We start from the raw sequence: 21,387 nt of genomic DNA on the forward strand, positions 1-21,387 counted from the left end.
CCGATGACCAGACACCGCCCCTCCAACGCCCGACCCTTTGCCCTCTCCGGCTGGAGCCTGCAACGCAAACTGGTACTGGCCTTCTGGCTGGTCAGCGTGATCCCGACCATGATCGCCGCCGAACTCGCGGCCACTACCCTGTCGCAGATTTTCGACAGCAACGTACGAATCTGGCTGCAGGAATCGACCAAGATCGTCGAAGACGAAATCGGCGAAATACTGCGCGACAATGCCCGGGCCGCACAGCTGTTCCTGCGTTACAGGCGCCCACCCATCGATCAACTGTCGGCCCAGAACGACCAACTGACCGCCGACATCGCCGACGCCATCGGCATCGACGTGGTGGCGCTGGTGCGCAACAGCGATCAGAAAGTGCTGTTCAGCACGGCCTCCGACGACATCGTCCGGCAGATCAGCCTCGCCCCCAAAGCCGTTTTGCAAACCCTGCAAGTCGGCGGTATCGCCACCGGCACGGTGGTCTCGACCTTCGAGACAGAGCAGGCCGGTGTCGAGTACAAACTGCTGGTGGCCACTTACCTGGACAGAAATTTCCTCACCAGCGTGGCCGAGGTGCACTCCCTGGACCTGCGGTTGTACCTGGCCAAGGCCAATGACTTCGCGGAAGTGTTCTCCTCCCAGCGCTTCGAAGATCACCCGTCGGCCGTACCGGAAAAAATCGAACAGATCCTGCGCGCCACCCGGGAACCGACCGAGCAGTTCACCAATCGCTACAGCGGCATCTACCGCCCGATCTTCAATGAAGAAGGTGAGCTGCAAGGCGTGATTTTCAGCGGTCTGCTACGCCACAGCAGCCTGTTGGGACTGGTCAATCAAAGCAACCTGTTCATCCTGATTTTCCTGCTCAGCTCGGCGGCGTCCCTGACGGTCGGCTGGCTGGTCTCGCAGCGCCTGACCAAACCCTTGCGCGGGCTCTCCAACGGCGTTCAAGCCGTGATCGCCGGGGACTACCGCCAACGCTTGCCGGTGACAGGCGGTGACGAACTGGCGGAACTGAGCAGTACCTTCAACCACATGAGTGAGCGCCTCGGCGAGTTGCAGCATCTGGAATCGCAGCTGCGTCGCCGCGATCGCCTGCATGCCCTGGGCGAAGTCGCGATGGGCCTGGCCCATGAAATCCGCAATCCACTGGGCATCATCAAAACCGCCACGCAACTGCTGCATCGACGCGCCGACCTGCCCGAAAGCGACAAGCGGCATCTGGAATACGTGGTCAGCGAAGTCAGCCGGATCAATGACCTGATCACCGACTTCCTCGATTTTGCCAAGCCCAGCGCACCGATGCGTTCGACCCAATCGGCGCGCCCGCTGGTGGATGAACTGGCCGGGTTCTGCGCGCCGGAACTGGCCAGCCACCACATCGACGTGCGCATCGACGATCAGGCCCCCGGCGCCACGGTTTACGCCGACGCACGGCAACTGAAACAGGCCGGCCTGAACCTGATCGTCAACGCCATCGACGCCATGCCCGACGACGGACACCTGACCCTGGGCATCAGCCGCGACGGCCCCTACACCGTGATCAGCATCAGCGACACTGGCGAGGGCATCGAACCGGACATGCTCGAACGCATCTTCACACCGTTCGTCACCACCAAGGCCTCTGGCACCGGGCTGGGTTTGGCGAAGGTCTTCTCGATCATGGAAAGTCATGACGGACGCATCGAATGCGTCAGCGAAAAACAGGCCGGGGCCACCTTCAGCCTGTACATCCCGGCCAACGGTGCCGACTTCGACGAGGGCAGCGATGACACATAACGTACTGGTGGTCGATGACGAGCCCAAGCTCTGCGACCTGCTCGCCTCGGCGTTGAGCCAGAACGGCATCAGCGTCTTCACCGCCGGCAACGGCCTGCACGCGCTCAAGGTGCTGGAGGTCGAAGACATCGACCTGGTAATCAGCGACTGGCGCATGCCCGGCATGGACGGCCCGCAATTGCTGGCGGAAATCAAAAGCCGTTTCCCGCAGCTGCCGGTGATCGTCATGACCGCCTACAGCACGGTGAAAAACGCCGTGCAGTCGATGCGCAACGGGGCCTTCGACTACATCGCCAAACCCTTCGACATCGATGAACTGGACATCACCGTCAGCAAGGCCCTGCAGTTTCGCGACATTCTCAAAGACAACCAGCGCATGCGCGCCGAACTCGATGAACACCAGCAGATCGACAGCCTGATTGGCGACAGCCCGAGCTTTCGCCGGGTGCTGCAGGCGATCGATTCAGTGCGCGAAAGCAACGCGACGATCCTGCTGACCGGCGAAAGCGGCACCGGCAAGGAAATGGTCGCCCGGGCGATCCACAAGCACGGCAATCGCGCCGACAAACCCTTCGTTGCGGTGAACTGTGCGGCCATCCCCGAAGGCTTGCTGGAAAGCGAAATGTTCGGCCACCGCAAAGGTGCCTTCACCGGCGCCGTGACCGACCGGATCGGACGGTTCCAGCAGGCCGACAAGGGCACGCTGTTTCTCGATGAAATCGGCGAAATGCCCCTGGCCCTGCAGGCGAAAATCCTTCGGGCCTTGCAAGAACGGGTGATCGAACCGGTGGGCGATCCCCGCGAGCGCAAGGTCGATGTGCGGGTCATCGCCGCCACCAATAAAAACCTGCTGGACGCGGTGGCCAACAAGGAGTTTCGCGAAGACCTCTACTATCGGCTCAACGTGTTCCCGATTCCCCTGCCAGCCCTGCGCGAACGCGTCGAAGACATCGCCCCGCTGGCCCGGCATTTCGCCCATTCGCTGGGCGCTGCCGCCGGCAAACGCATCACCGGTTTCAGCCCGCAAGCGTTACAGGCCATGGCCAATTATTCATGGCCGGGGAATATCCGCGAACTGCAAAACTGTGTGGAGCGCGCCACCATCGTCGCCTCGGGGGCGGTGATTGAAGACGATGATCTGCCGGCGTACCTGTTTGCTTCGTCGCCGGCCGGCAGCGGCGCCATTCTCAGCGAGGGCGCCAGCGTGCCGCCGGATCTGGACGCCGCGTTGGCGGAAGTCGAAAAGGCCTACATTCTGGCGGCGCTGGCACAGAGCAACGGCGTACAGGCCGCCGCCGCGCAGTTGATCGGAATCTCCGAGCGCAGCTTCTGGTACAGGCTGAAAAAACTCGGGATTCATGTGGACAAGATCGTGCGCTGAGCCAGGAAACACACCACCCTCTGTGGGAGCGAGCCTGCTGTGTCAGGCCTGGAGCGCTAGCGCCCTGAAACCTGCTGCAATTGCGCCTGGGTCATCGCATCCTCAAACGGCACGGGCACAGACTTCACCGCGCCGTAGAGGTTGCGATAGCGCCAATAGTTACCGTTGTTGGCCAGTTGATAACCGCGCTCGACCACGCGCCGACCGTCCAGTACATAGCGCAAGGTTTCCTGGGCTGCCGGAGGCGGTGTCGGCTGCATCAGGTCGGTGGCCAACACCCGCATGGACTCATCGATGCATTCATCGAGCACGGCGGTAACCTTCGCCAGTTCCAGGCTGCCGTCATCGATGCACTGCTGGCCGCAGCGGCGAATCGGCTGGCTGGCCACCTCGATGCGCATGCGATACAGCGGCGAACCGGCAATGTCCTGAACCTGCACCTGATTGACCAGCACAAAACTGCCGCGATCCGGGGTCAGCATCAGCTTCGGTTCGATCAACAAACGAGCCGTGACCTGGCCTTCGCCCTGCTTGAGCCCGGCACTTTGCGAAGCCCGTTGATAGCGCTGCTGCAGGCGTTCCTGCAACGCCACGCCACCGAGCAAATCGGCCATGGGTTGCGCGTCTTTGAGTGCGGATTTTTCCGCATCGCGCTGCAGGCTGCCGCTGCCCACCTGGGTATTGACCACACTGGCCACCAGCAGCCCGGCCAGTCCGGCACTGTTACCCGAGTTCGCGACCAGGTTCTGGCTGATCGAAGCCGCCTTCAATGCAGCCTCGGAATCGATCACCGTGCTGGCACCGACAAACGCTTGCGGCACTTGGACATCGACCTTGAGCCCGTGGGCCTGGACGTAGGGCAATGCGCCCTGATCCTTGAAACCGGCGTCGGGGGCCGGTTTTTGTGCGCAACCCGTCAACATCAACAGGGCCAGCGCGCTGGCCCCAACGATTGGACGCTTCATTGTGCGAACGGAGTGATCATTTGCTGACGGCTGGTATCCACAGCCTGGTAGAACGCATTGGACAGGTTGCTGTAGGTCGGCTCATCCCACTCGCCCTGAGCGGCTTGAGTCACGACAAAAGGCTTGAACCACAACAGTTTGTTGTCGGCCAGGTCGACCACCAGGCCCTGCCCGCCCACCTGCGCCATCGGCACGCTGGTCGGTATAAAGCCGTGGTAGCTTCGCGTGGCACCGGTGGCGTAGACGTTCACCAACAGCAACCGGTCCACCCCATAAGCCGCCTTGACCGGCGTCAGGTCGCGGGTCATGTAGCCTTCGTGGAACGAGATTTCCTTGTAGGTTTTCAAATCCAGCGGCTCGTCGATACGCTTGGCTTTGTAGCCCTTGGCCTGCAACTTGGCGACGATCAAGTCCGGCAAGGTGGTCAGATCACGCACTTGCCACTGCTCGACATTGGCACTGAGTTTGCTGTTGACGCCCTTGTTGATGGCGTAGTCGAGAAATCCCTGATTTCCGGTCAAGGCCAACACCGGCGGCGGTACCACGGTGATCGCCACACCAATGGTCGGCTCCTTGGCATCCCAGAATTGATGATCCAGCGGTACGGGAGGTTGGACGTTGGCACAGCCGGTGAGGGTCAGGCAGGCAAGCAAAGTCAGCGCAGCGATAGTGCGTAGAGCGTGAAAATTCATGGATCAAATCCCTATGATTGAAAACATCGCTGCCTGTATCGGCAGCCACGGTCAAAACCATAGTGGCATATAGCTACTTTTTTGACGACTGAAAAATGTCAGTCGACGGTTGCCCTCATGATCTGGGGCGGGGAGTCACAGCAGATTGTGTTCGGCCACCGGCTCTATCTGCGCCCAATGCGAGGTGTCCTCGCGATGAGCCCGCAAGTACGGCAACACCGCCGCCAGCAACGGCGCCTTGAACGCCTCCTGGAAACGATGGGCCAATCCCGGAATCAATTTCAACTGGCTGCCACGGATATGCGCCGCCAGGTGCACGCCATGCATCACCGGCAACAACGGATCGGCGGTGCCATGCACCACCAGCGCCGGAACGCGTAACTGGTTGAGCAACGCCACACGGCTCGGCTCGGCGAGGATCGCCATGATTTGCCGTTTCACCCCTTCAGGGTTGAACGCACGGTCATAGGACAGCGCCGCCTGATGCAACAGCGCCTGGCGATCATCCGTCACCATCGGGCTGCCCAGGGCCGCCAGCAAGTCAGCCTGTTGCTCCAGCGCGACCTCACGATTGGGTGCCCCGCGACGTGCGAGCAACTGCACCAACGCCGCACTCGGCGCCGGCAAGCCTTCGGCCCCGGAACTGGTCATGATCAGGGTCAGGCTTTCGACCCGTTGCGGGGCCATGGCGGCCATATGCTGGGCGATCATGCCGCCCATGCTCGCCCCCAATACGTGGAATTGCTCGATGTGCAAGGCATCCATCAGCCCCAGGCCGTCATCGGCCATGTCGGTCAACGAATACGGCGCCGACACCGGCAAGCCGAGCTTGTAGCGCAACACTTCGAAGGTCAGGTTGGCCTCGACCGGCAGTTGCCGCCAGGTGGACAGGCCGACATCGCGATTGTCATAACGGATCACCCGGAAGCCCTGCTGACACAGCGCGACCACCACCTCGTCCGGCCAGTGAATCAACTGCCCGCCCAGGCCCATCACCAGCAGCAACGCCGGATCGGAGGCGCGGCCGATGCTCTGGTAGGCCAGGCTCACCTGCGCCAGATCAACCCGTTCGGTCGGGACATTGACATCGCAACGAGACGCCGCCCATGACGGCAGGCCAAACAACGCGGCCATGAAAAAGACTGTCGATAAAAACAAAGCGCGCATGAAGAAACACCGAAACGCAGAACCCCAGTAGAGCGCGAGTCTGATGAAGTTTGTTCAAGCGCGCTGCCACAGTTCGATGACAGTTTGATGAAGTGTGCCGGGCGGTCATCAGGGCACACTCAGCGCCACGCGATAACTATGTACCGCCCGCCCCTCGTTCGACCGACCTCTAATGACCCCGACTTTTTCACCCATCGGAGTCCTGCTTCATGCTCGAAACACCCACCGCACCGCCGGCCGACTTCGGCCTCGTCCCTCCATCAGCCCAAAACACCGACGAAAACCTGTACCTGAGCGTCTCGGCGCGCTGGAACGATTGTCGCGATCAGTGGCTGGCGCTCATGGCGCAGAACCCGCAAGCCCCCTTGACCGCCGACTGGTGGCAGGCACGCGCACGCGGCACCGACCGGTCACGCCAGGCACAGGCCATTGGCTTGTATCGCCAGCATTTCGAGGCGTCGTGCCAATGGGCATTCGCCCAGGGCACCTTGAATGCCGAACAGCTCAACGTGCTGCTGGAGCTCGTCACCCCGACCGCGCCAAACACCACCCCCGAAGTCCTGGTGTACGTCGAAACACTGTCGCTCAGGGGCGACAGCGGCCTGACGGTCGAACTGCCGGGCGCCCTGGTCATTACCCGCAACACCGACCAACCGGTCAGCCAAATGCTGTATTGGCCGTCTCGGCAAGTGCCCTGGATGACCTTTGAAAGCCGCAACGACATGGAACGCTGGTTGATCCGGCAGCAACCGCAACCGGGGACCAAGGTCACGGTCGACTACACCGTCCTCGACAAACCCGAGCTGGGGAAAAGTGCCGAATCCCTGTTGGCGCGACTGGCCACCGCCGCTGCCGAGCGGCCACGCAACGACGATGTTTTTGCCCCGCCCCCCGACCTGCCCATGGCGGACGCCAATGACGACGTCGCCCCGTTCGCGCAACTGAGCCCGGACATTCCATTTGACCTGCGCCGCAGTGCCGTACTGCACCAGCAAACAGCCCTGGAGAACCTGCTGGGCCCGAACTTGCCAGGCGACCCGAACGACCCGCGCCTGCAGCGGCTGCAACAGCAATTCGACGCCCTGCGCAGCGCCGAGCAGGCCAGCACCGAGGCCGCCAGCGCCCTCCTGGGTACCGACGGTGCACCGCAACTGCTCGAATTGCGCAAGCAGTCAGGTCCCCATTACGCAGCCCTGTACCAGGCGCGTCTGAGCGGCCTGCGTGCCGAAGCCGACCTGCAATTGAGCCTGAATCAAATCAGCAACGATGAACATCAGTGGCTCACGACCGTGCTCGACGCGCCCGATCAGCCACGACCGGCTGACACAGCGGTCGCCCGACTGGTGCTGTCAGCGACGGTCAACGAAGGCGACACCGCCACGACGCACACCCAGGAACTGGATGGCGTGTTGGTGTTCGCCCGTCCATCGGCCTTGCTGGCGTCTGCCAGCGACAGTCTGCTGCTCTATTGGCCCGGACGTTTCGGCGGCCTGCAACGGTTCGCCTCCCGCCAGGCGCTGGAGCAGAGGTTGTTCAAGCGGCCGGCCAACGACGACACGCAAACCCTGGACCTCCCGACGCTGACCGGCAATCCGTTCGAATACGCCTTGCAAACCCAGCTTCAAAGCTGTGAACAGCAGGCGGCGCGACTGATGACCGCCAACCCCGTTCCGTCCCATGCCAGCCAACGCGCGGCGGAACTGGACAACCTGCGCGAACAGACCCTCGCCCGCCTCACCGTTCCCACGGCCCCCGCACGGGAGCTGGCCTTTGCCCACATCCTCGAGCAGAACCGCAGCGTCCTGCTGGCCACAGGCTTGCCGTCGTCCCTCAGCGCACTGTCCGCGGCCCAGCGCGACCGCATCAAAGCGCTATTCACCGCCTACATCGCGGCGATGAAGCGCTCCCATCAGTTGCTGGAGCGGGAACTGCCGCTGCGCGAGGCCTTCAGTAAAAAGGCCATCGACGCCCGCCTGCGCAAAGACTTCGCGCTCACGCAAAACGTTGAAGTGATGCTCGACCTCCCCGACACCACCACCTGGCGCAGAGAGCTGATCCAGGGCCCGGCGCCTGGCACACCGCAAAAAAGTGTACTGATCGGCAGCGAGCAACGCAGCCTGTTGTCCATCGCCGAACTGGCGCAAGGCAATATCGATCAGCCGATGGGGTGGCGCTTGTCGTTGATGCGGGTCCAGATCAGCGGCGCGGACGAGGGCGAACGGCAGAAGCTGCAAACCGGCATCACCCAGGCCTACCTGCGCAAACTGGTCACCGAACTGGATCTGGCCGGAAAATACGAGACGTTGATCCGCGAGACCTTCCTGGGCACTCCGGCCGCCTCGGCCTTCAGCAATGAATATCGACGTGAATGCCTGAGCGAACCCTGGCGCCTGATGCTTGAACTGCAAGGGGAGTTCGCCGTGCTCGCCAAAGACATCGATGTCGCCGGCCAGCGCGTGCTGCAGATCGCCATCGACGCCAACAGTCGTGAAGCCTTTGCGGTCGATGGCAAGCGCATTGTGTTGTTGCCCGCGCACCTGACCGTTGGCGGCACGGACACGCCGGGCGAGGGACCGAGCACCCTGGCCGGCGTGACCTTTATCGTCGAGCAAATCAGCGGCCTGACCCTGCTCTATCGGCCTGACTGCCCCGACGGGGTTTTTCTGCGTCAGTTCGACAGCCAAGAACAGGCGCGGAAGTTTCTGTTCAACCAATGCCTGCACAGCACGATGGTCAATTATCTGGCCGGACGCGCAGTGACCGGGGAGTTCGCCCGGCACGTCAGCCGGATCAACCAGGCCCTGCTGAAAAACTTCGACGCCCTGATCGGCATCGGCACCGCCTGGCCGAGCACCACATCCCTTACAGCGCATCTGCTCAATGTGCACATGGGCCGCCTGCTGGAGGCGCATCGGGTGACATCGCGTTCCAACGATGCCTTGTATCTGGAGCACGTCGCGCTGCGCTGCGGGGCCCTGTTCAACTACCTGAAAATGGCGCTGGGCGTCGTGCCTTTCGTGGGTACGGCCATTGCCCTGTACGACGCCTGGAGCAGCGCCAACCTGGCGGTGGCGGCCTTCTTGCGCGGTGATGTCGGCCATGGCCTGGCCGAGGTGGAAGCGGTGTTGCTGTCATTGATCGACGCCGCCATGGACCTGCTGCCCGGCGCCAGCGCGACGTCCGGCACCGCGCGTGCTGCCACGCGCGGGCGACAACTGCGCGCCATGACGAAAACACCGGGCGCCTTGCAGGTGTCGACCCCGCAGCAGGTCCGACGCACCCTCGAGCGCTTCAGGGGCTATGAGTACGAACACGAGATATCCCTGGCCGGCCTGCAACCGGGCACCGAAGGGATCTATCGCAACGTTTATCGACACACTGACGGCGACTTCATGGTCAGCCAGGGTCGCATCTATCGCATCGAATTGACCGACAACCCACCGCAATGGCGCTTGAGCGCCACGGGCACACGGACCTATAAACAACCCATCGCCCTGGACGAAGCCGGCCACTGGAATACCCACTACGCGGTGTACGGCACCGTGACCGCCGGAGGGGGTGCCGGTGGCGGCGCGGTGCTCGGGCATGTGGCTGACGGCCTCGACCCGCTGTGGCCCGCCGCGATTCGCCGCTGGTTGCCACGCTGGTGGGCCGACCGGGCCTTGCGCCGCCAGTTGACCCTGACCAACACCGTCGACGCCTACACCCGGCGGCTGCAAACCCAGACCCACGGCTCCAACGCGGTCCTGGGGCACTACTTCAAACTTGAATTGAACCAGCGTCCCCCCCTTCGTGCCAAAGTCGACACCGCCTGCGTGAACGACATCGAACTTGCACAGGCCCTGTACCTGAACCTTGAAGAGTTGATGCTGTTCAGCCATGGCCGAAAACGCACGCAGATCGAAGACTTTCAAAGCCGCTGCGCCTGGGTCATCGTTGATCGCACGGTGCGGCGGGTCGAATTGGCCAGAGAGCGACTGGTGGCACATCTCGACCGTATCGATCAACTGGTGGCCCGTTCGGACGCCACGCACTACAGCGATACCGCTGCACACGTGCAATTGATGGCGCAACGCAAGGAAGTGCGAATCGAGTTTCTCAAGGATTTTGAGCAGCTCCACGCACAGGCCGCAGAAGCCAATCGATGGAACGGCAGGATCACCCATCGCGTACAAAAATCGAAGATGGCCCCGGAAATGGCCACCATTAACGAAAAATTCAGCAATGCCAATTACCACTACCTCAAAGCGGCGCATGTGCTGGAGATCATCACCCACTACAGCGCCGTCACCGACCAGTCCTGGGTCTACTTTCACGTGCAATTGAAGGAGGCCCGCAACAAGGTCGGGCGTGCCCTGCTGACCCAACATCATTTGCCGGAAGTACAGGCCACGTTTACCCAGCGCAACAAGGTGCTCGAAGATTGCCTGGCGACCTATGCCAAGTTTCGCCGCCACCTTGGGGCCTGGTCGCTGGGTTATCCACAGCACCTGGATCTGGAGCGCGTCACAGCGTTTCTCGACATCCTGGAAAACGTCGAAGCGTCGGCTCGCCAGGCCATCAAGACACGCCCATCCAACACCCCGAAAACGGGAAGCGCCGGGAAACAATTGTTCGAGACCGAAGACAACCAGCTGCTCATCGGCGTTGCCAGCACCGATGCCGTGACCCGACAACAGCGCTTCACCGTCGAGGGCGTCGATGGTCACCGGGAAACCTGGCTACCCCGTTCCTCCAGCGGCAAATATCACCTCAGTGAACCCGTGGCTGCTGCGCCAACGGAGCTGACGACCGATATCACGCCGTTGCTGGTGGAGGCCAGGAAACGACTCGGCACCGTGGACGCCTACAAAAGCAAAGTCGAAGGCTACGCCCGCCAGGACATGTTGCCGGTCGATCTGGAGCACATGATGATCAGTGAAGCCGCGGAACTGAACATGCGCGCCCGGGCCATCGAACGCCTGTCGCCCACGGAGACGGTCGCGCTGCAATTGCGCAATCGCGCGAATGAATTGACCCGTGCCGGCCGCACCCTGCGAATCGACCAGACCCTGAACAGCAAAACCCCGACCGAGGGCTACCTGGACTATCTGCTCGAACAACGCGTGGTGGACATCCGCAAGGAGGGCGGCCTGCGCGATCTGGGCAAACGCGCGGACGGGCGCAGGGATTTCCTCCAGGAGTACGAGGTTCGCGATGTGCGTGGTGAGTCACCCCAGACCTTGTGGTACGCGCATTTCCACTACGGCTCGGCGAAACCTGCGTTCAACGACTTCGTCAAAGGTCATTTGAAACTGCCGGAGCAACGCAACCTGGGCCTGCAATGGCAGCAGGCCCAGGCCGAGAGTGGCGCCCACGTGCAAGCGATCTGGCGCGGCGACATTGGCAAACCGCTGGGGGTCAAACACTTCGCCGAACTCTAAACACCGCAAACCCCTGTAGGAGCGAGCCTGCTCGCGAAAAACGCAGGTGCACCGCTGAGTATCCGGCTTCCCGCGTTATCGTTGACGTCCATCGTCGGAACGCCGCCCGGAGCCGGCTCGCTCCTACAGGGGGGTAGTGATCAGGCCAGTTGGCTGCGCAACTGTCGCGCCGCCGCCACCATGTTGACCAGCGCTGCTTCGGTTTCCGGCCAGGCACGGGTTTTGAGACCGCAATCGGGGTTGACCCACAAACGCTCGGCCGGAATGCGCTTCACCGCTTTGCTCATCAGCTTGACCATCTCGGCGGTGTCCGGCACCCGTGGCGAGTGGATGTCGTAGACGCCCGGACCGATGTCGTTCGGGTAGTCGAACGCCTTGAACGCCTCCAGCAATTCCATGTCGGAACGCGACGTTTCAACGGTGATCACGTCGGCGTCCATGGCCGCGATGGCTTCGATCACGTCATTGAATTCGCTGTAGCACATGTGGGTGTGGATCTGGGTTTCGTCACGCACACCGCTGGCACTCAGGCGGAACGCTTCCACCGCCCAGTCGAGGTATTCCTGCCATTGCGCCCGACGCAGCGGCAGGCCTTCACGGAACGCGGCTTCGTCGATCTGCACGATCTTGATGCCTGCGGCTTCCAGGTCCAGCACTTCGTCACGCAGGGCCAGGGCCAATTGTTGCGCCTGGACTTTGCGCGACACGTCCTCACGGGGGAACGACCACATCAGCATGGTCACGGGACCGGTGAGCATGCCTTTCATGACCTTGTCGGTCTGGCCCTGTGCATAAGTGATCCAGTCGACGGTCATGGCGTTCGGTCGACTCAGGTCACCGTAGATGATCGCCGGTTTCACGCAGCGCGAACCGTAGCTCTGCACCCAGCCGAAACGGGTAAACAGGTAGCCATCCAGCTGTTCGGCGAAGTACTCGACCATGTCGTTGCGCTCGGCTTCACCATGGACCAGCACATCCAGTCCCAGGCGCTCCTGGATCTGCACGGAGTGGCGGATTTCGTGGCGCATGGCATCGTTGTAGTCATTGGCCGACAGCTTGCCTTGCTTGAAGGCCTGGCGCGCCAGACGGATGGATGCCGTCTGCGGGAACGAGCCAATGGTGGTGGTCGGAAACGCCGGAAGTTTCAGGCGTGCACGCTGCTGTTCGATGCGCTTGGCAAACGGCGCATGACGCTGGCTGTCGTTCGGGCCGATCGCCGCGACACGTGCCTGCACGTCGGCCTTGTGGATGCGCGGCGACTCCGCGCGGCTGAGCTGAACGGCGCGGCTCTCCGCCAGGGCGGCTTGCACCTTGGGCGCCTGAGGATCGTTCAAGGCATCGCGCAACACAGCGATTTCGCCACACTTTTGCACGGCAAACGCCAGCCAGCTTTTCAGTTCCGGATCGAGTTTGTCTTCACGCTCCACATCCACCGGGCTGTGCAGCAGCGAGCAGGAACTGCTGACCCACAGGTTGTCGCCAAAGCGTTCCTGGGCAAATTGCAGTTGCGCGAGGACCGGCTCCAGTTCGCAGCGCCAGACGTTGCGGCCATTGACCAGGCCCACCGAGAGAATCTTGTAGGTCGGCAGACGATCGAGCACATGCAGCAGTTGGTCGGGCGCGCGCACCGCATCGATGTGCAGACCTTGCACCGGCAGGCCAACGGCCAGGCCGAGGTTGTCTTGCAGACCGCTGAAGTAGGTCGCCACGAGTTTTTTCAACGGCGAGTACTGGAGGATGTGATAGGCGCGTTCGAAGGCGTTTTTCCAGGCCTGCGGCAGGTCGAGGGTCAGGATCGGTTCGTCGATCTGCACCCATTCGACGCCTTGGGCGGCGAGGCGGCCGAGGATTTCGTTGTACACCGGCAGCAGGCGTTCCAGCAGGTCGAGCTTGTCGAAAGGGTTGCCTTTGGCCTTGCCCAGCCACAGGTACGTCAGCGGGCCGATGATCACCGGTTTGACGTTGTGACCGAGGGCCCTGGCTTCAGCGACTTCGTCGAACAGCTGTTCCCAGCTCAGCTTGAACGGCTGCTCGGCGCTGAATTCCGGGACCAGGTAGTGGTAGTTGGTGTCGAACCACTTGGTCAGTTCCTGGGCGTATTGCGTCTGGCCATGCTCACCGCCGCAGCAGGTCGCCGTGGCGCCACGGGCCATGGCGAACAGGGTGTCGAGGGTCGGCAGGCCGTGCGCGTCCCGGGTGCTGTCGAAGCGCTCGGGGATCACACCGAAGGCCAGGGAGTGGGTCAGTACCTGGTCGTACCAGGCGAAGTCGCCGACGGGCAGCAGGTCGATGCCGGCGTCTTCTTGCAATTGCCAGTGGGTGGCGCGCAACTGGCGGCCGACGCTTTGCAGCGCCTCCTGGTCGAGATCGCCCTTCCAGTAGGATTCGAGGGCTTTTTTCAATTCGCGGTCGGCGCCGATGCGCGGAAAACCGAGGGTGTGGGCCAAGGCCATGGTGAGTTTGCTCCCTTAAAAGATGGCGCTATTGTCGACAGCCAGGGCAACATGAGACAAACTCAACCTTTTCGTGTTGATCACAAGTTTTTCTCATGGAGCCCACGGTGCTTGAAATCCGTCACCTGAAGACCCTGCACGCCTTGCGCGAAGCCGACAGCCTGGTGGATGCGGCCGATCGCCTGCATTTGACCCAGTCGGCGCTGTCCCACCAGTTCAAGGAACTGGAAGAGCGCATGGGCATGCCACTGTTCGTGCGCAAGACCAAACCGGTGCGCTTCACCAGCGCCGGCTTGCGCCTGCTGCAACTGGCCGACGCCACCCTGCCGCTGCTGCGTGGCGCCGAACGCGACATCGCGCGGCTGGCCGGTGGCACCGCCGGTCGCTTGCACATGGCGATCGAGTGCCACAGTTGCTTTCAGTGGCTGATGCCGACCATCGATCAATTCCGCGACGCCTGGCCGGAAGTCGAGCTGGACCTGGCGTCGGGGTTTTCCTTCGCGCCCCTTCCGGCCCTGGCCCGTGGCGATCTCGACCTGGTGGTGACCTCCGATCCGCTGGACCTGGTGGGGATCACTTACGTGCCGTTGTTCACCTACGAGGCGATGCTCGCCGTGGCCAACCAGCACCGTCTGGCGAGCAAGGCCTACATCGTCCCGGAAGACCTGGTCACGGAAACCCTGATCACCTACCCGGTGGAACGCGACCGCCTGGACATCTTCACCCGTTTCCTGGAACCGGCCGATATCGAACCGGCGCAGGTGCGCACATCGGAACTGACGGTGATGATGATGCAACTGGTGGCCAGCGGACGCGGCGTCTGCGGCATGCCCCATTGGGCGCTGCACGAGTACAGCTCACGGGGTTACGTGAAGGCCAAGCGGCTGGGCGAGAAAGGACTGTTCGCGACGCTGTACGCGGCCGTTCGCACCGACATGCTGGATGCGCCGTACATGCGCGATTTCCTGCTGACGGCGAAGGACACGTCGTTTTCGACGCTGGATGGGGTTAGCGCGGTTCGCTAGACCACCACACCCTCTGTGGGAGCGGGCTTGCCCGCGATGGCGTCAGGTCAGTCGACACATGCTTTGAATGTCAGACCGCTATCGCGGGCAAGCCCGCTCCCACAGGGGTTGGCGATGTGCCTGGATCTCACGCCACATGTGAATCTTGTCGAAGTACTCCTCGCCCACCCGCACCGCCATCGGCTCAAGCCCGAACTGGATGAACCCGCAACGGCGGTACAGGTTGAAGGCAGCGTCATTGCCGGCGGTGACGGTCAGTTTGATCAGCCGCAGTTCCGGATGCTGCTGCGCCTCGGCCAACACCGCCTGTACCAGCTGATAGCCGAGCCCGCGCTGACGGACATCGGCGGACACGTACATGCCAAACAGCGTCGCCTTGTGCCGGGCCTTTTCCCGAGGCTCCAAAGCCAGCCCGACAATGCCCGCCATCCTGCCCTCTTCGAACGCGCCGAACACCGGATCCAGCTTGCTGGTCAGGCGTGACTCCCACCACTGCAAGGGCATGGAGGCACGCTCGCGCACGCTGGAGGTGAACGCCTGCGGGTGACGGTCATAGGCTTCGAGCATCAACTCCCGGTAAGCCAGGGCGTGGCCGGTATCCAGACGTTCGATCCACATGTTCAAGCCATCCGGCGTTGTTCAAGCATCAGCCGCAGCGCCAGCGCCGACAGCACGAAGCCCATGAAATAACGCTGCAGCGCCAGCCAGGTCGGGTTGCTGACGAACCACGAGGCGATGCCCGCGGCAAACAGCGCGATCAGCAGGTTGACGCAAAAACTGACGCTGATCTGGGTCAGGCCCAGCACGATGCTTTGGGTGAACACCGAACCGTGTTCGGGGCTGATGAACTGCGGAAACACCGAGAGGTAGAACACCGCGATCTTCGGGTTCAGGGCACTGGTCAGAAAACCCATGGTGATCAGTTTGCGCGACGAATCCGGCGGCAACTGTTGTGCCTCGAACGGCGACCGCGCACCGGGTTTCACCGCTTGCCAGGCCAGCCACAGCAGGTACAGCGCGCCGGCCCATTTCAACACTTCATAAGCCATCGGCACCGCCAGGAACACAGCGGTCAAACCGGCCGCCGCGGCGAACAGGTGCACGAAAAAACCCGAGACCACACCCAGCAACGACGTCACACCGGCCTTGCGTCCCTGGCAGATCGAACGGGAGATCAGATAGATCATGTTCGGCCCCGGCGTCAGGACCATCAGCAACGCGGCAGCGGCGAAAATCAGTAAATCCTGAAGTGGGATCATGGCAGTTCCTTGGCGTGGATGATCAGGCGATCGCGGTCAGCGAAGCCCGATAAAACGGCAGGATCAGGTCACGTGTCAATGGCGCGAGGGTGACATTGCCGTCGGTGGCCGGGTCGATCCAGATCACTTCTTCGATCTCTGCCGCCGGGGAAACGTCGGCATCAATGGTCAGCAGAAAGATTTCCGCCTGTACGACAAAACCCGGTTCGTTGGCAGCCGGAGCCGAGAACTGCCCGAGAAAAGTCGCGCAGGCTGGATCAATGATCAAACCCAACTCCTCTTCCAGCTCACGGGCCAGGGCATGGATCGGTTGCTCATGGGCCTCGATTTTGCCCCCCGGCTGCATGAACGCCTCGGTGCCACGCTTGCGCACCAGCAAGGTACGGCCATCGGGGCCGATCAGCAGGGCGGCGGCGATGTGGATAAGTCCGGAATCAATGAGAGAAACTTCAGTAGGAAAAGACATTGCTGACCAAGGGTCCATGTGAGGGCCGTACAGAATCCCACGCCTTTTTGCCTCGGCCAAGGGCTGAGTCTCGTCAAGGACCAGAACGGTCCGCTGACAAGTCCGGAAATTTCCCACGAACGAGTTTGGTAGCGTGTTTGCACCGATTTTCTACGGTCCATCACCCCGTTCGCAGCCTATGGAAACCCCTGCATGTCCGACATCTCAACGCTGAAAGAAAAAATCGACACCAAGACATTTCATCTCGTTCTGTTGGGGCTACTGACAGGTGGGCTCTATTTGAACATCTGGATGTATAAAACCTTTACCGCACTGGAGGATGTCACTCACATAAAAACCATGAGTTCGGCCTTTTTTATCGGCTACCTGGCCCTAATCGGGGCAATCGGATATATCAGCGTCGTCCCCCATCTCTATGCGCTCGTGCTGACCGGTATCCTGTTGTTATTACTCGCAGCACTTTCCCTGCTCTGGTGCTTTCGCGTGCGGCGAGTGCTGAAGGCTTACGCCTTGGCTGTACACAACTTCGAGCTGCGTATGAACCTGGTCTATACCGGGCTTTTTACCTTTTACTACATCAACTACTGCATCAACGCCCTTCCGAGTGACAAGCAGAAGCACGAAGACAAGACGCGGGCGAAACACGAAGCCATTCAAGCCTGAACGAAAAAGGATCCGCGCAAACGCCTGGTTGTAGGCCGTGTCGTTGTCACGGCCCGCCAATTGGGCGAGTTCGACCTTCATGGGTATTCCTTGTCATGGATGCCGGGCGGCGCAAAGATTGCCCGGTCGCTGCCTGTGCGCCATATGCGCGGCAAGCCAGCAGGCGGGGAATTACGCCGCCGGGGTAACACGATAGGGGTAGAGGCATGACACTTTCGTTGGACAACATCGCCTGTCGGAGGTGGCGCCGGAGCATTTCGAACTCACCGAGTACTATCAACGCTACTTTCGTGTGAATGTCGTGGCGGACGAAATCCAGTTTAATTGTCAGCTCGAAGGCGACCGCACGCTGTGCCTTTCACTGGGCAGCAAGCAGCCAGGATATCTCCATCGAAACCGTAAAGGTCCACAAGAAACACATGTACAGCAAGCTGGGGATCAAATCCCAGTCCGAGCTGTTTTCGATTTTTCTACAGGCACAAAATGCCTGACATGGCACTGAAATGCTTTTCTGCAGGAGCGAGCCTGCTCGCGATGATCGTGAACGATAACGCGGGGAACCTGATGCCCCGCGGTGTTCTCTGGTTCATCGCGAGCAGGCTCGCGCCTACAGTGATTTGCGTTTAGCCGAATATTTGAGTCCGAACCCACGGAAACCGTATGAGTCTGTCACTCCTGAGCCGCTACGCCTTCTTTGCCGTCTGCGTGATATTCACCCTCGCCAGCCTGCCCTTTCTCGAGCACGACTGGCTGTGGCCGATCACCGCTGTCACGGGCGTACTCAGCCTGATCGGTGTTTTCGATTTGCTGCAAAGTCCCCACGCAGTTCGCCGCAATTACCCGATCCTCGGCAACATTCGTTACATGTTCGAAGCCATTCGCCCGGAAATCCGCCAGTACCTGCTCGAATCCGACAGCGACGCCCTGCCGTTTTCCCGGGCCCAGCGTTCACTGGTCTACTCCCGGGCCAAGAATGAAAGCGCCGACAAGCCGTTCGGCACCCTGATCGACGTGTATCAATCGGGCTTCGAGTTCATCGGCCATTCCATGCGTCCGGCGCCCTTGAGCGACCCCGCCAGTTTCCGCGTGATGGTCGGTGGCCCGCAATGCACCCGGCCGTATTCCGCGTCGGTGTTCAACATATCGGCCATGAGCTTCGGCTCGCTCAGTGCCAACGCCATCCGCGCCTTGAACCAGGGCGCCAAACTCGGCAACTTCGCCCATGACACCGGCGAGGGCAGCATCAGCCCGTATCACCGCGAACACGGCGGCGATCTGACCTGGGAACTGGGCAGCGGCTACTTCGGTTGCCGTACCGCGGACGGGCGTTTCGACCCCGAACGCTTCGCGGCGCAGGCACAGACGCCGCAGGTGCGGATGATCGAAATCAAGATGAGCCAGGGCGCCAAACCGGGCCACGGCGGGATTCTGCCCAAGCACAAGGTCACCCAGGAAATCGCCGATACCCGCGGCATCCTGATGGGCGAAGACTGCATCTCGCCGTCACGTCACAGTGCGTTTTCCACGCCTATCGAGTTGATGCACTTCATCCAGCAGTTGCGTGAGCTGTCCGGCGGCAAACCGGTGGGCTTCAAGTTTTGCCTCGGTCATCCGTGGGAGTTCATGGGGATCGCCAAGGCCATGCTGGAAACCGGCATTCTCCCGGACTTCATCGTGGTCGACGGCAAGGAGGGCGGCACCGGCGCCGCCCCGGTGGAGTTCACCGACCACATCGGCGTGCCGATGCGCGAAGGGTTGCTGTTCGTGCACAACACCCTGGTTGGCCTGAACCTGCGGGACAAGATCAAAATCGGCGCCAGCGGCAAGATCGTCAGCGCCTTCGACATCGCCAGCGTCCTGGCCATCGGCGCCGACTGGGCCAACTCGGCGCGTGGCTTCATGTTCGCCATCGGCTGCATCCAGTCGCAAAGCTGCCACACCAACAAATGCCCGACCGGTGTTGCCACCCAGGACACCTTGCGCCAACGGGCGCTGGTGGTGCCGGACAAGGCCCAGCGCGTCTACAACTTCCACCGCAACACCCTCAAGGGCCTGGCGGAGATGCTCGCCGCCGCGGGCCTCGAACATCCGTCGCAGTTGTCGGCCAAACACCTGGTGCGGCGCATGTCGGCAACCGAGATCAAACTGTTCTCGCAGTTGCATGTGTCCCTCAAACCAGGGGAATTGCTGAACGGTGAAGTGAATGGCGAGTTTTACTCGCGGATGTGGCAGATGGCGCGGGCCGACAGTTTCGAGCCCAATGAGATCGCGGCTGCTTGACCGCCACGGCCCCGTCACCGCTTCACCAGCGAAGCGTTTTGATCGGGGCCGGTTCCTTCATCACGATAAAACCGTAATCCCCGATCAGGTAGATCCGGTAGTACCGGCTCTCTACCAGCGAGGGAAAGCCTTGATACCCCACCTTCGTCGCGTTACGCCGCTCCTTCTCCGCGACCACGTTGGTGATGCCCACCTTGGGCAGGTTTTCGGCCAGCATGTAAAAGTCGGTGTTCAGCAGATAGTGCAACACCGGCATGTGCTTGAATGAGCCCGCGGCCCCGGCCAACCAATGATCGGAATAGGTCACCGACAGGTAAATGCGCTTGGCCTCGCGCAGCGCCCGATGGCTGGCGATGTCGTACTCGAGGCTGTAGAGCGCGCTGCTGGCGAAGGTTTTCTGCAGCGTCAGCACCCGCCCATAGGCGAACGACAGTGACAGCATCGCCAACAGCGGCACCACCAACAGCAGCGGCAATCGCTCGTGCAGGGGGGCCAGTGCCAGATGAGCCAGGTAGAACATCAGCACCAGCAAGACTGCGAAGCCCATCAAGGTTCTGGCGCCTTCGTTGAAGTCGCGGAAAAACAGGGCAACCCCCGACACCAACAGCAGCACCATGGGCACGCTCAGCACACAGAGCAGTCCGATCAACAGTTTCTTCGGCCCACTGTCCGGACGCCGCACAACCCGTGAACCCAGGCGAACCGCACCGGCAATGGCGCACAGCAGCAATCCGGCGAACACCCAGGCAAACCCGCCATGGAACAGCAACACCACTTTCTCCAGCACCCGGCCGATGTTGATCTGGATTTGCAGCAAGGGTTGCGCGCCCCCGTTCAGCAACAGCATGCGCCCCTCTCCCATGAAGGGGTAAGCGCTGACGCCGTAGATCAACCCGCCCAGCACGAGTTGAGCGAACTTCCAGCCGATCAGACCGCCCCACTGCGGCCAGGCCACTTTGTCATTGGCGGCGCGCAACACTTCCAGGCAACACAGGCCGAGAAACACATTGAGGCTCACCTGATACAACCCGAGCGCCAGTGCAATCAGGAATGACGGCACCAGCCATTGCACATTGCGCGAGGGGTGGCGAAAGGTGATGGCGTAGATCACCGCCACCACGCTCAGGACCATGATCGGGCCGTCGTACTGATAAGAGAGGTTTTGCAGGAAGAACGGGTTGTACCAGAGCGGCAACAGCACCAGACAACTGGCGACCGTCGGTTGACGGAAGTAATGAAAGGTCAGGCTGGTCAGTGCCGAGGCCATGGCCACGGTTGCGATCAACAGCGGCAACGGAAAGATGTTCGGCGCGGCGTTGCTGAAGGTCAGCGCGTTGTAGAACAGCTCGGCGAACAATCGCCCCTGTTCGGTCCAGGCCATCCCTGCCGACAGCGAGCGCCAGTTGTCATCGATGTAGGGGAAGTCCGCCAGGATCAGCGGCAGCACATACAAAAAGGTCGCGAGCAGGAAAAACAGCCAGACCTGACGGCGACCGAGTTCCCTGACGAAGAAATCACTGAATCTGCCCATGCTAAGGCCCGTGCCGGTCTTTGCCGCCGCCCATGTGTTTGACCACAGCGAGGGGGCGGTGAATCCGCGTGTTCGCAACGCCGATCACCCAGTCGCCGGACAAGCCTTTGCGCACCCGTCTCATGCTGACAACCCTGTGTTGGAACCCAGTACGTCCACCTACATTTGAGCTTGTCTACTGTCAGAAATCACAGGCGTGAGGGCCTTTCAGACCAGCGGTTAAACGCTGCGAGACATTCCGAAATATCCCGACTTTGCATTTGTCGGCGAATCACGCCACCCTGCGCGCCGCCGATGTGCCGGGGC

The 21,387-nt window shown here is 61.6% G+C and carries 14 protein-coding genes and 1 pseudogene; 7 read left to right on the top strand and 8 right to left on the bottom strand.

Going from position 1 to position 21,387, the window contains the following annotated elements; genetic code table 11:
• Positions 1-3 precede the first annotated feature (3 nt).
• Complete coding sequence (locus ACX3YF_RS01345) at positions 4-1,776, top strand: sensor histidine kinase (RefSeq protein WP_458973310.1); 1,773 nt, start codon at positions 4-6, stop codon at positions 1,774-1,776.
• The gene (locus tag ACX3YF_RS01350; protein WP_448645875.1) at positions 1,766-3,157 is read left to right on the top strand and encodes a sigma-54-dependent transcriptional regulator; all 1,392 of its coding nucleotides are present in this window, start codon (positions 1,766-1,768) and stop codon (positions 3,155-3,157) included. Before ACX3YF_RS01345 ends, ACX3YF_RS01350 begins: the two co-directional genes overlap by 11 nt.
• A 56-nt stretch (positions 3,158-3,213) precedes the next feature.
• Here the strand turns inward: ACX3YF_RS01350 and ACX3YF_RS01355 are convergent, their stop codons facing one another.
• From ACX3YF_RS01355 to ACX3YF_RS01365, 3 genes are all read right to left on the bottom strand, one after another.
• A complete protein-coding gene (locus ACX3YF_RS01355) occupies positions 3,214-4,122 on the bottom strand; it encodes a hypothetical protein (RefSeq protein ID WP_448645874.1) in 909 nt (302 codons plus the stop codon).
• The gene (locus ACX3YF_RS01360; protein WP_130207555.1) at positions 4,119-4,814 is read right to left on the bottom strand and encodes a hypothetical protein; all 696 of its coding nucleotides are present in this window, start codon (positions 4,812-4,814) and stop codon (positions 4,119-4,121) included. Before ACX3YF_RS01360 ends, ACX3YF_RS01355 begins: the two co-directional genes overlap by 4 nt.
• A 135-nt stretch (positions 4,815-4,949) precedes the next feature.
• Complete coding sequence (locus tag ACX3YF_RS01365) at positions 4,950-5,981, bottom strand: alpha/beta fold hydrolase (protein ID WP_458973311.1); 1,032 nt, start codon at positions 5,979-5,981, stop codon at positions 4,950-4,952.
• Positions 5,982-6,190: 209 nt separating this feature from the next.
• Between ACX3YF_RS01365 and ACX3YF_RS01370 the strand changes: the two genes are divergently transcribed.
• Positions 6,191-11,404: a dermonecrotic toxin domain-containing protein gene (locus ACX3YF_RS01370; protein WP_458973312.1), complete on the top strand. Its 5,214-nt coding sequence runs from the start codon at positions 6,191-6,193 to the stop codon at positions 11,402-11,404.
• 140 nt (positions 11,405-11,544) lie between these two features.
• Here the strand turns inward: ACX3YF_RS01370 and metE are convergent, their stop codons facing one another.
• Entirely contained in the window at positions 11,545-13,857 is a 2,313-nt protein-coding gene (metE, locus tag ACX3YF_RS01375; RefSeq protein WP_130207549.1) for a 5-methyltetrahydropteroyltriglutamate--homocysteine S-methyltransferase, read from the bottom strand.
• Between the two features lie 107 nt (positions 13,858-13,964).
• Here metE and metR point away from each other — a divergent pair, with 107 nt between their 5' ends.
• On the top strand, positions 13,965-14,882 hold the full coding sequence (gene metR, locus ACX3YF_RS01380) for a transcriptional regulator MetR (protein ID WP_130207547.1): 918 nt from the start codon (positions 13,965-13,967) through the stop codon (positions 14,880-14,882).
• Between the two features lie 78 nt (positions 14,883-14,960).
• On the opposite strand, the gene ACX3YF_RS01385 is transcribed toward metR, so the two are convergent.
• The 3 genes from ACX3YF_RS01385 to ACX3YF_RS01395 are packed head-to-tail and all read right to left on the bottom strand — an operon-like array spanning position 14,961 to position 16,607.
• Positions 14,961-15,500, bottom strand: coding sequence for a GNAT family N-acetyltransferase (locus ACX3YF_RS01385; RefSeq protein WP_458946038.1), 540 nt, complete (start codon positions 15,498-15,500; stop codon positions 14,961-14,963).
• A gap of 2 nt (positions 15,501-15,502) precedes the next feature.
• The gene (locus ACX3YF_RS01390; protein WP_130207543.1) at positions 15,503-16,141 is read right to left on the bottom strand and encodes a LysE family translocator; all 639 of its coding nucleotides are present in this window, start codon (positions 16,139-16,141) and stop codon (positions 15,503-15,505) included.
• Between the two features lie 22 nt (positions 16,142-16,163).
• Positions 16,164-16,607, bottom strand: a complete 444-nt coding sequence (locus ACX3YF_RS01395) for an NUDIX hydrolase (protein WP_448645871.1) — start codon at positions 16,605-16,607, stop codon at positions 16,164-16,166.
• A gap of 192 nt (positions 16,608-16,799) precedes the next feature.
• On the opposite strand from ACX3YF_RS01395, the gene ACX3YF_RS01400 reads away from it, so the two are divergent.
• The 3 genes and pseudogenes from ACX3YF_RS01400 (at position 16,800) to ACX3YF_RS01410 (ending at position 19,550) form a co-directional block, all read left to right on the top strand.
• Positions 16,800-17,270: a hypothetical protein gene (locus ACX3YF_RS01400; RefSeq protein WP_130207539.1), complete on the top strand. Its 471-nt coding sequence runs from the start codon at positions 16,800-16,802 to the stop codon at positions 17,268-17,270.
• A gap of 202 nt (positions 17,271-17,472) precedes the next feature.
• Positions 17,473-17,761, top strand: a pseudogene (locus ACX3YF_RS01405) (helix-turn-helix transcriptional regulator); the annotation flags it as partial.
• 169 nt (positions 17,762-17,930) lie between these two features.
• Complete coding sequence (locus tag ACX3YF_RS01410) at positions 17,931-19,550, top strand: FMN-binding glutamate synthase family protein (RefSeq protein ID WP_130207537.1); 1,620 nt, start codon at positions 17,931-17,933, stop codon at positions 19,548-19,550.
• 22 nt (positions 19,551-19,572) lie between these two features.
• On the opposite strand, the gene ACX3YF_RS01415 is transcribed toward ACX3YF_RS01410, so the two are convergent.
• A complete protein-coding gene (locus tag ACX3YF_RS01415; RefSeq protein ID WP_458973313.1) occupies positions 19,573-21,081 on the bottom strand; it encodes a glucosyltransferase domain-containing protein in 1,509 nt (502 codons plus the stop codon).
• Between the last annotated feature and the right edge of the window lie 306 nt (positions 21,082-21,387).

It is taken from the genome of Pseudomonas fluorescens group sp. PF-69 (assembly GCF_054481235.1).

Excerpts from the sequence above, each read along its gene's own strand:
- ACX3YF_RS01345 (WP_458973310.1), top strand. The coding sequence starts at position 4 with ATGACCAGACACCGCCCCTCCAACGCCCGACCCTTTGCCCTCTCCGGC.
- ACX3YF_RS01350 (WP_448645875.1), top strand. The coding sequence starts at position 1,766 with ATGACACATAACGTACTGGTGGTCGATGACGAGCCCAAGCTCTGCGAC.
- ACX3YF_RS01355 (WP_448645874.1), bottom strand. The coding sequence starts at position 4,122 with ATGAAGCGTCCAATCGTTGGGGCCAGCGCGCTGGCCCTGTTGATGTTG.
- ACX3YF_RS01360 (WP_130207555.1), bottom strand. The coding sequence starts at position 4,814 with ATGAATTTTCACGCTCTACGCACTATCGCTGCGCTGACTTTGCTTGCC.
- ACX3YF_RS01365 (WP_458973311.1), bottom strand. The coding sequence starts at position 5,981 with ATGCGCGCTTTGTTTTTATCGACAGTCTTTTTCATGGCCGCGTTGTTT.
- ACX3YF_RS01370 (WP_458973312.1), top strand. The coding sequence starts at position 6,191 with ATGCTCGAAACACCCACCGCACCGCCGGCCGACTTCGGCCTCGTCCCT.
- metE (WP_130207549.1), bottom strand. The coding sequence starts at position 13,857 with ATGGCCTTGGCCCACACCCTCGGTTTTCCGCGCATCGGCGCCGACCGC.
- ACX3YF_RS01385 (WP_458946038.1), bottom strand. The coding sequence starts at position 15,500 with ATGTGGATCGAACGTCTGGATACCGGCCACGCCCTGGCTTACCGGGAG.
- ACX3YF_RS01390 (WP_130207543.1), bottom strand. The coding sequence starts at position 16,141 with ATGATCCCACTTCAGGATTTACTGATTTTCGCCGCTGCCGCGTTGCTG.
- ACX3YF_RS01395 (WP_448645871.1), bottom strand. The coding sequence starts at position 16,607 with ATGTCTTTTCCTACTGAAGTTTCTCTCATTGATTCCGGACTTATCCAC.
- ACX3YF_RS01400 (WP_130207539.1), top strand. The coding sequence starts at position 16,800 with ATGTCCGACATCTCAACGCTGAAAGAAAAAATCGACACCAAGACATTT.
- ACX3YF_RS01410 (WP_130207537.1), top strand. The coding sequence starts at position 17,931 with ATGAGTCTGTCACTCCTGAGCCGCTACGCCTTCTTTGCCGTCTGCGTG.
- ACX3YF_RS01415 (WP_458973313.1), bottom strand. The coding sequence starts at position 21,081 with ATGGGCAGATTCAGTGATTTCTTCGTCAGGGAACTCGGTCGCCGTCAG.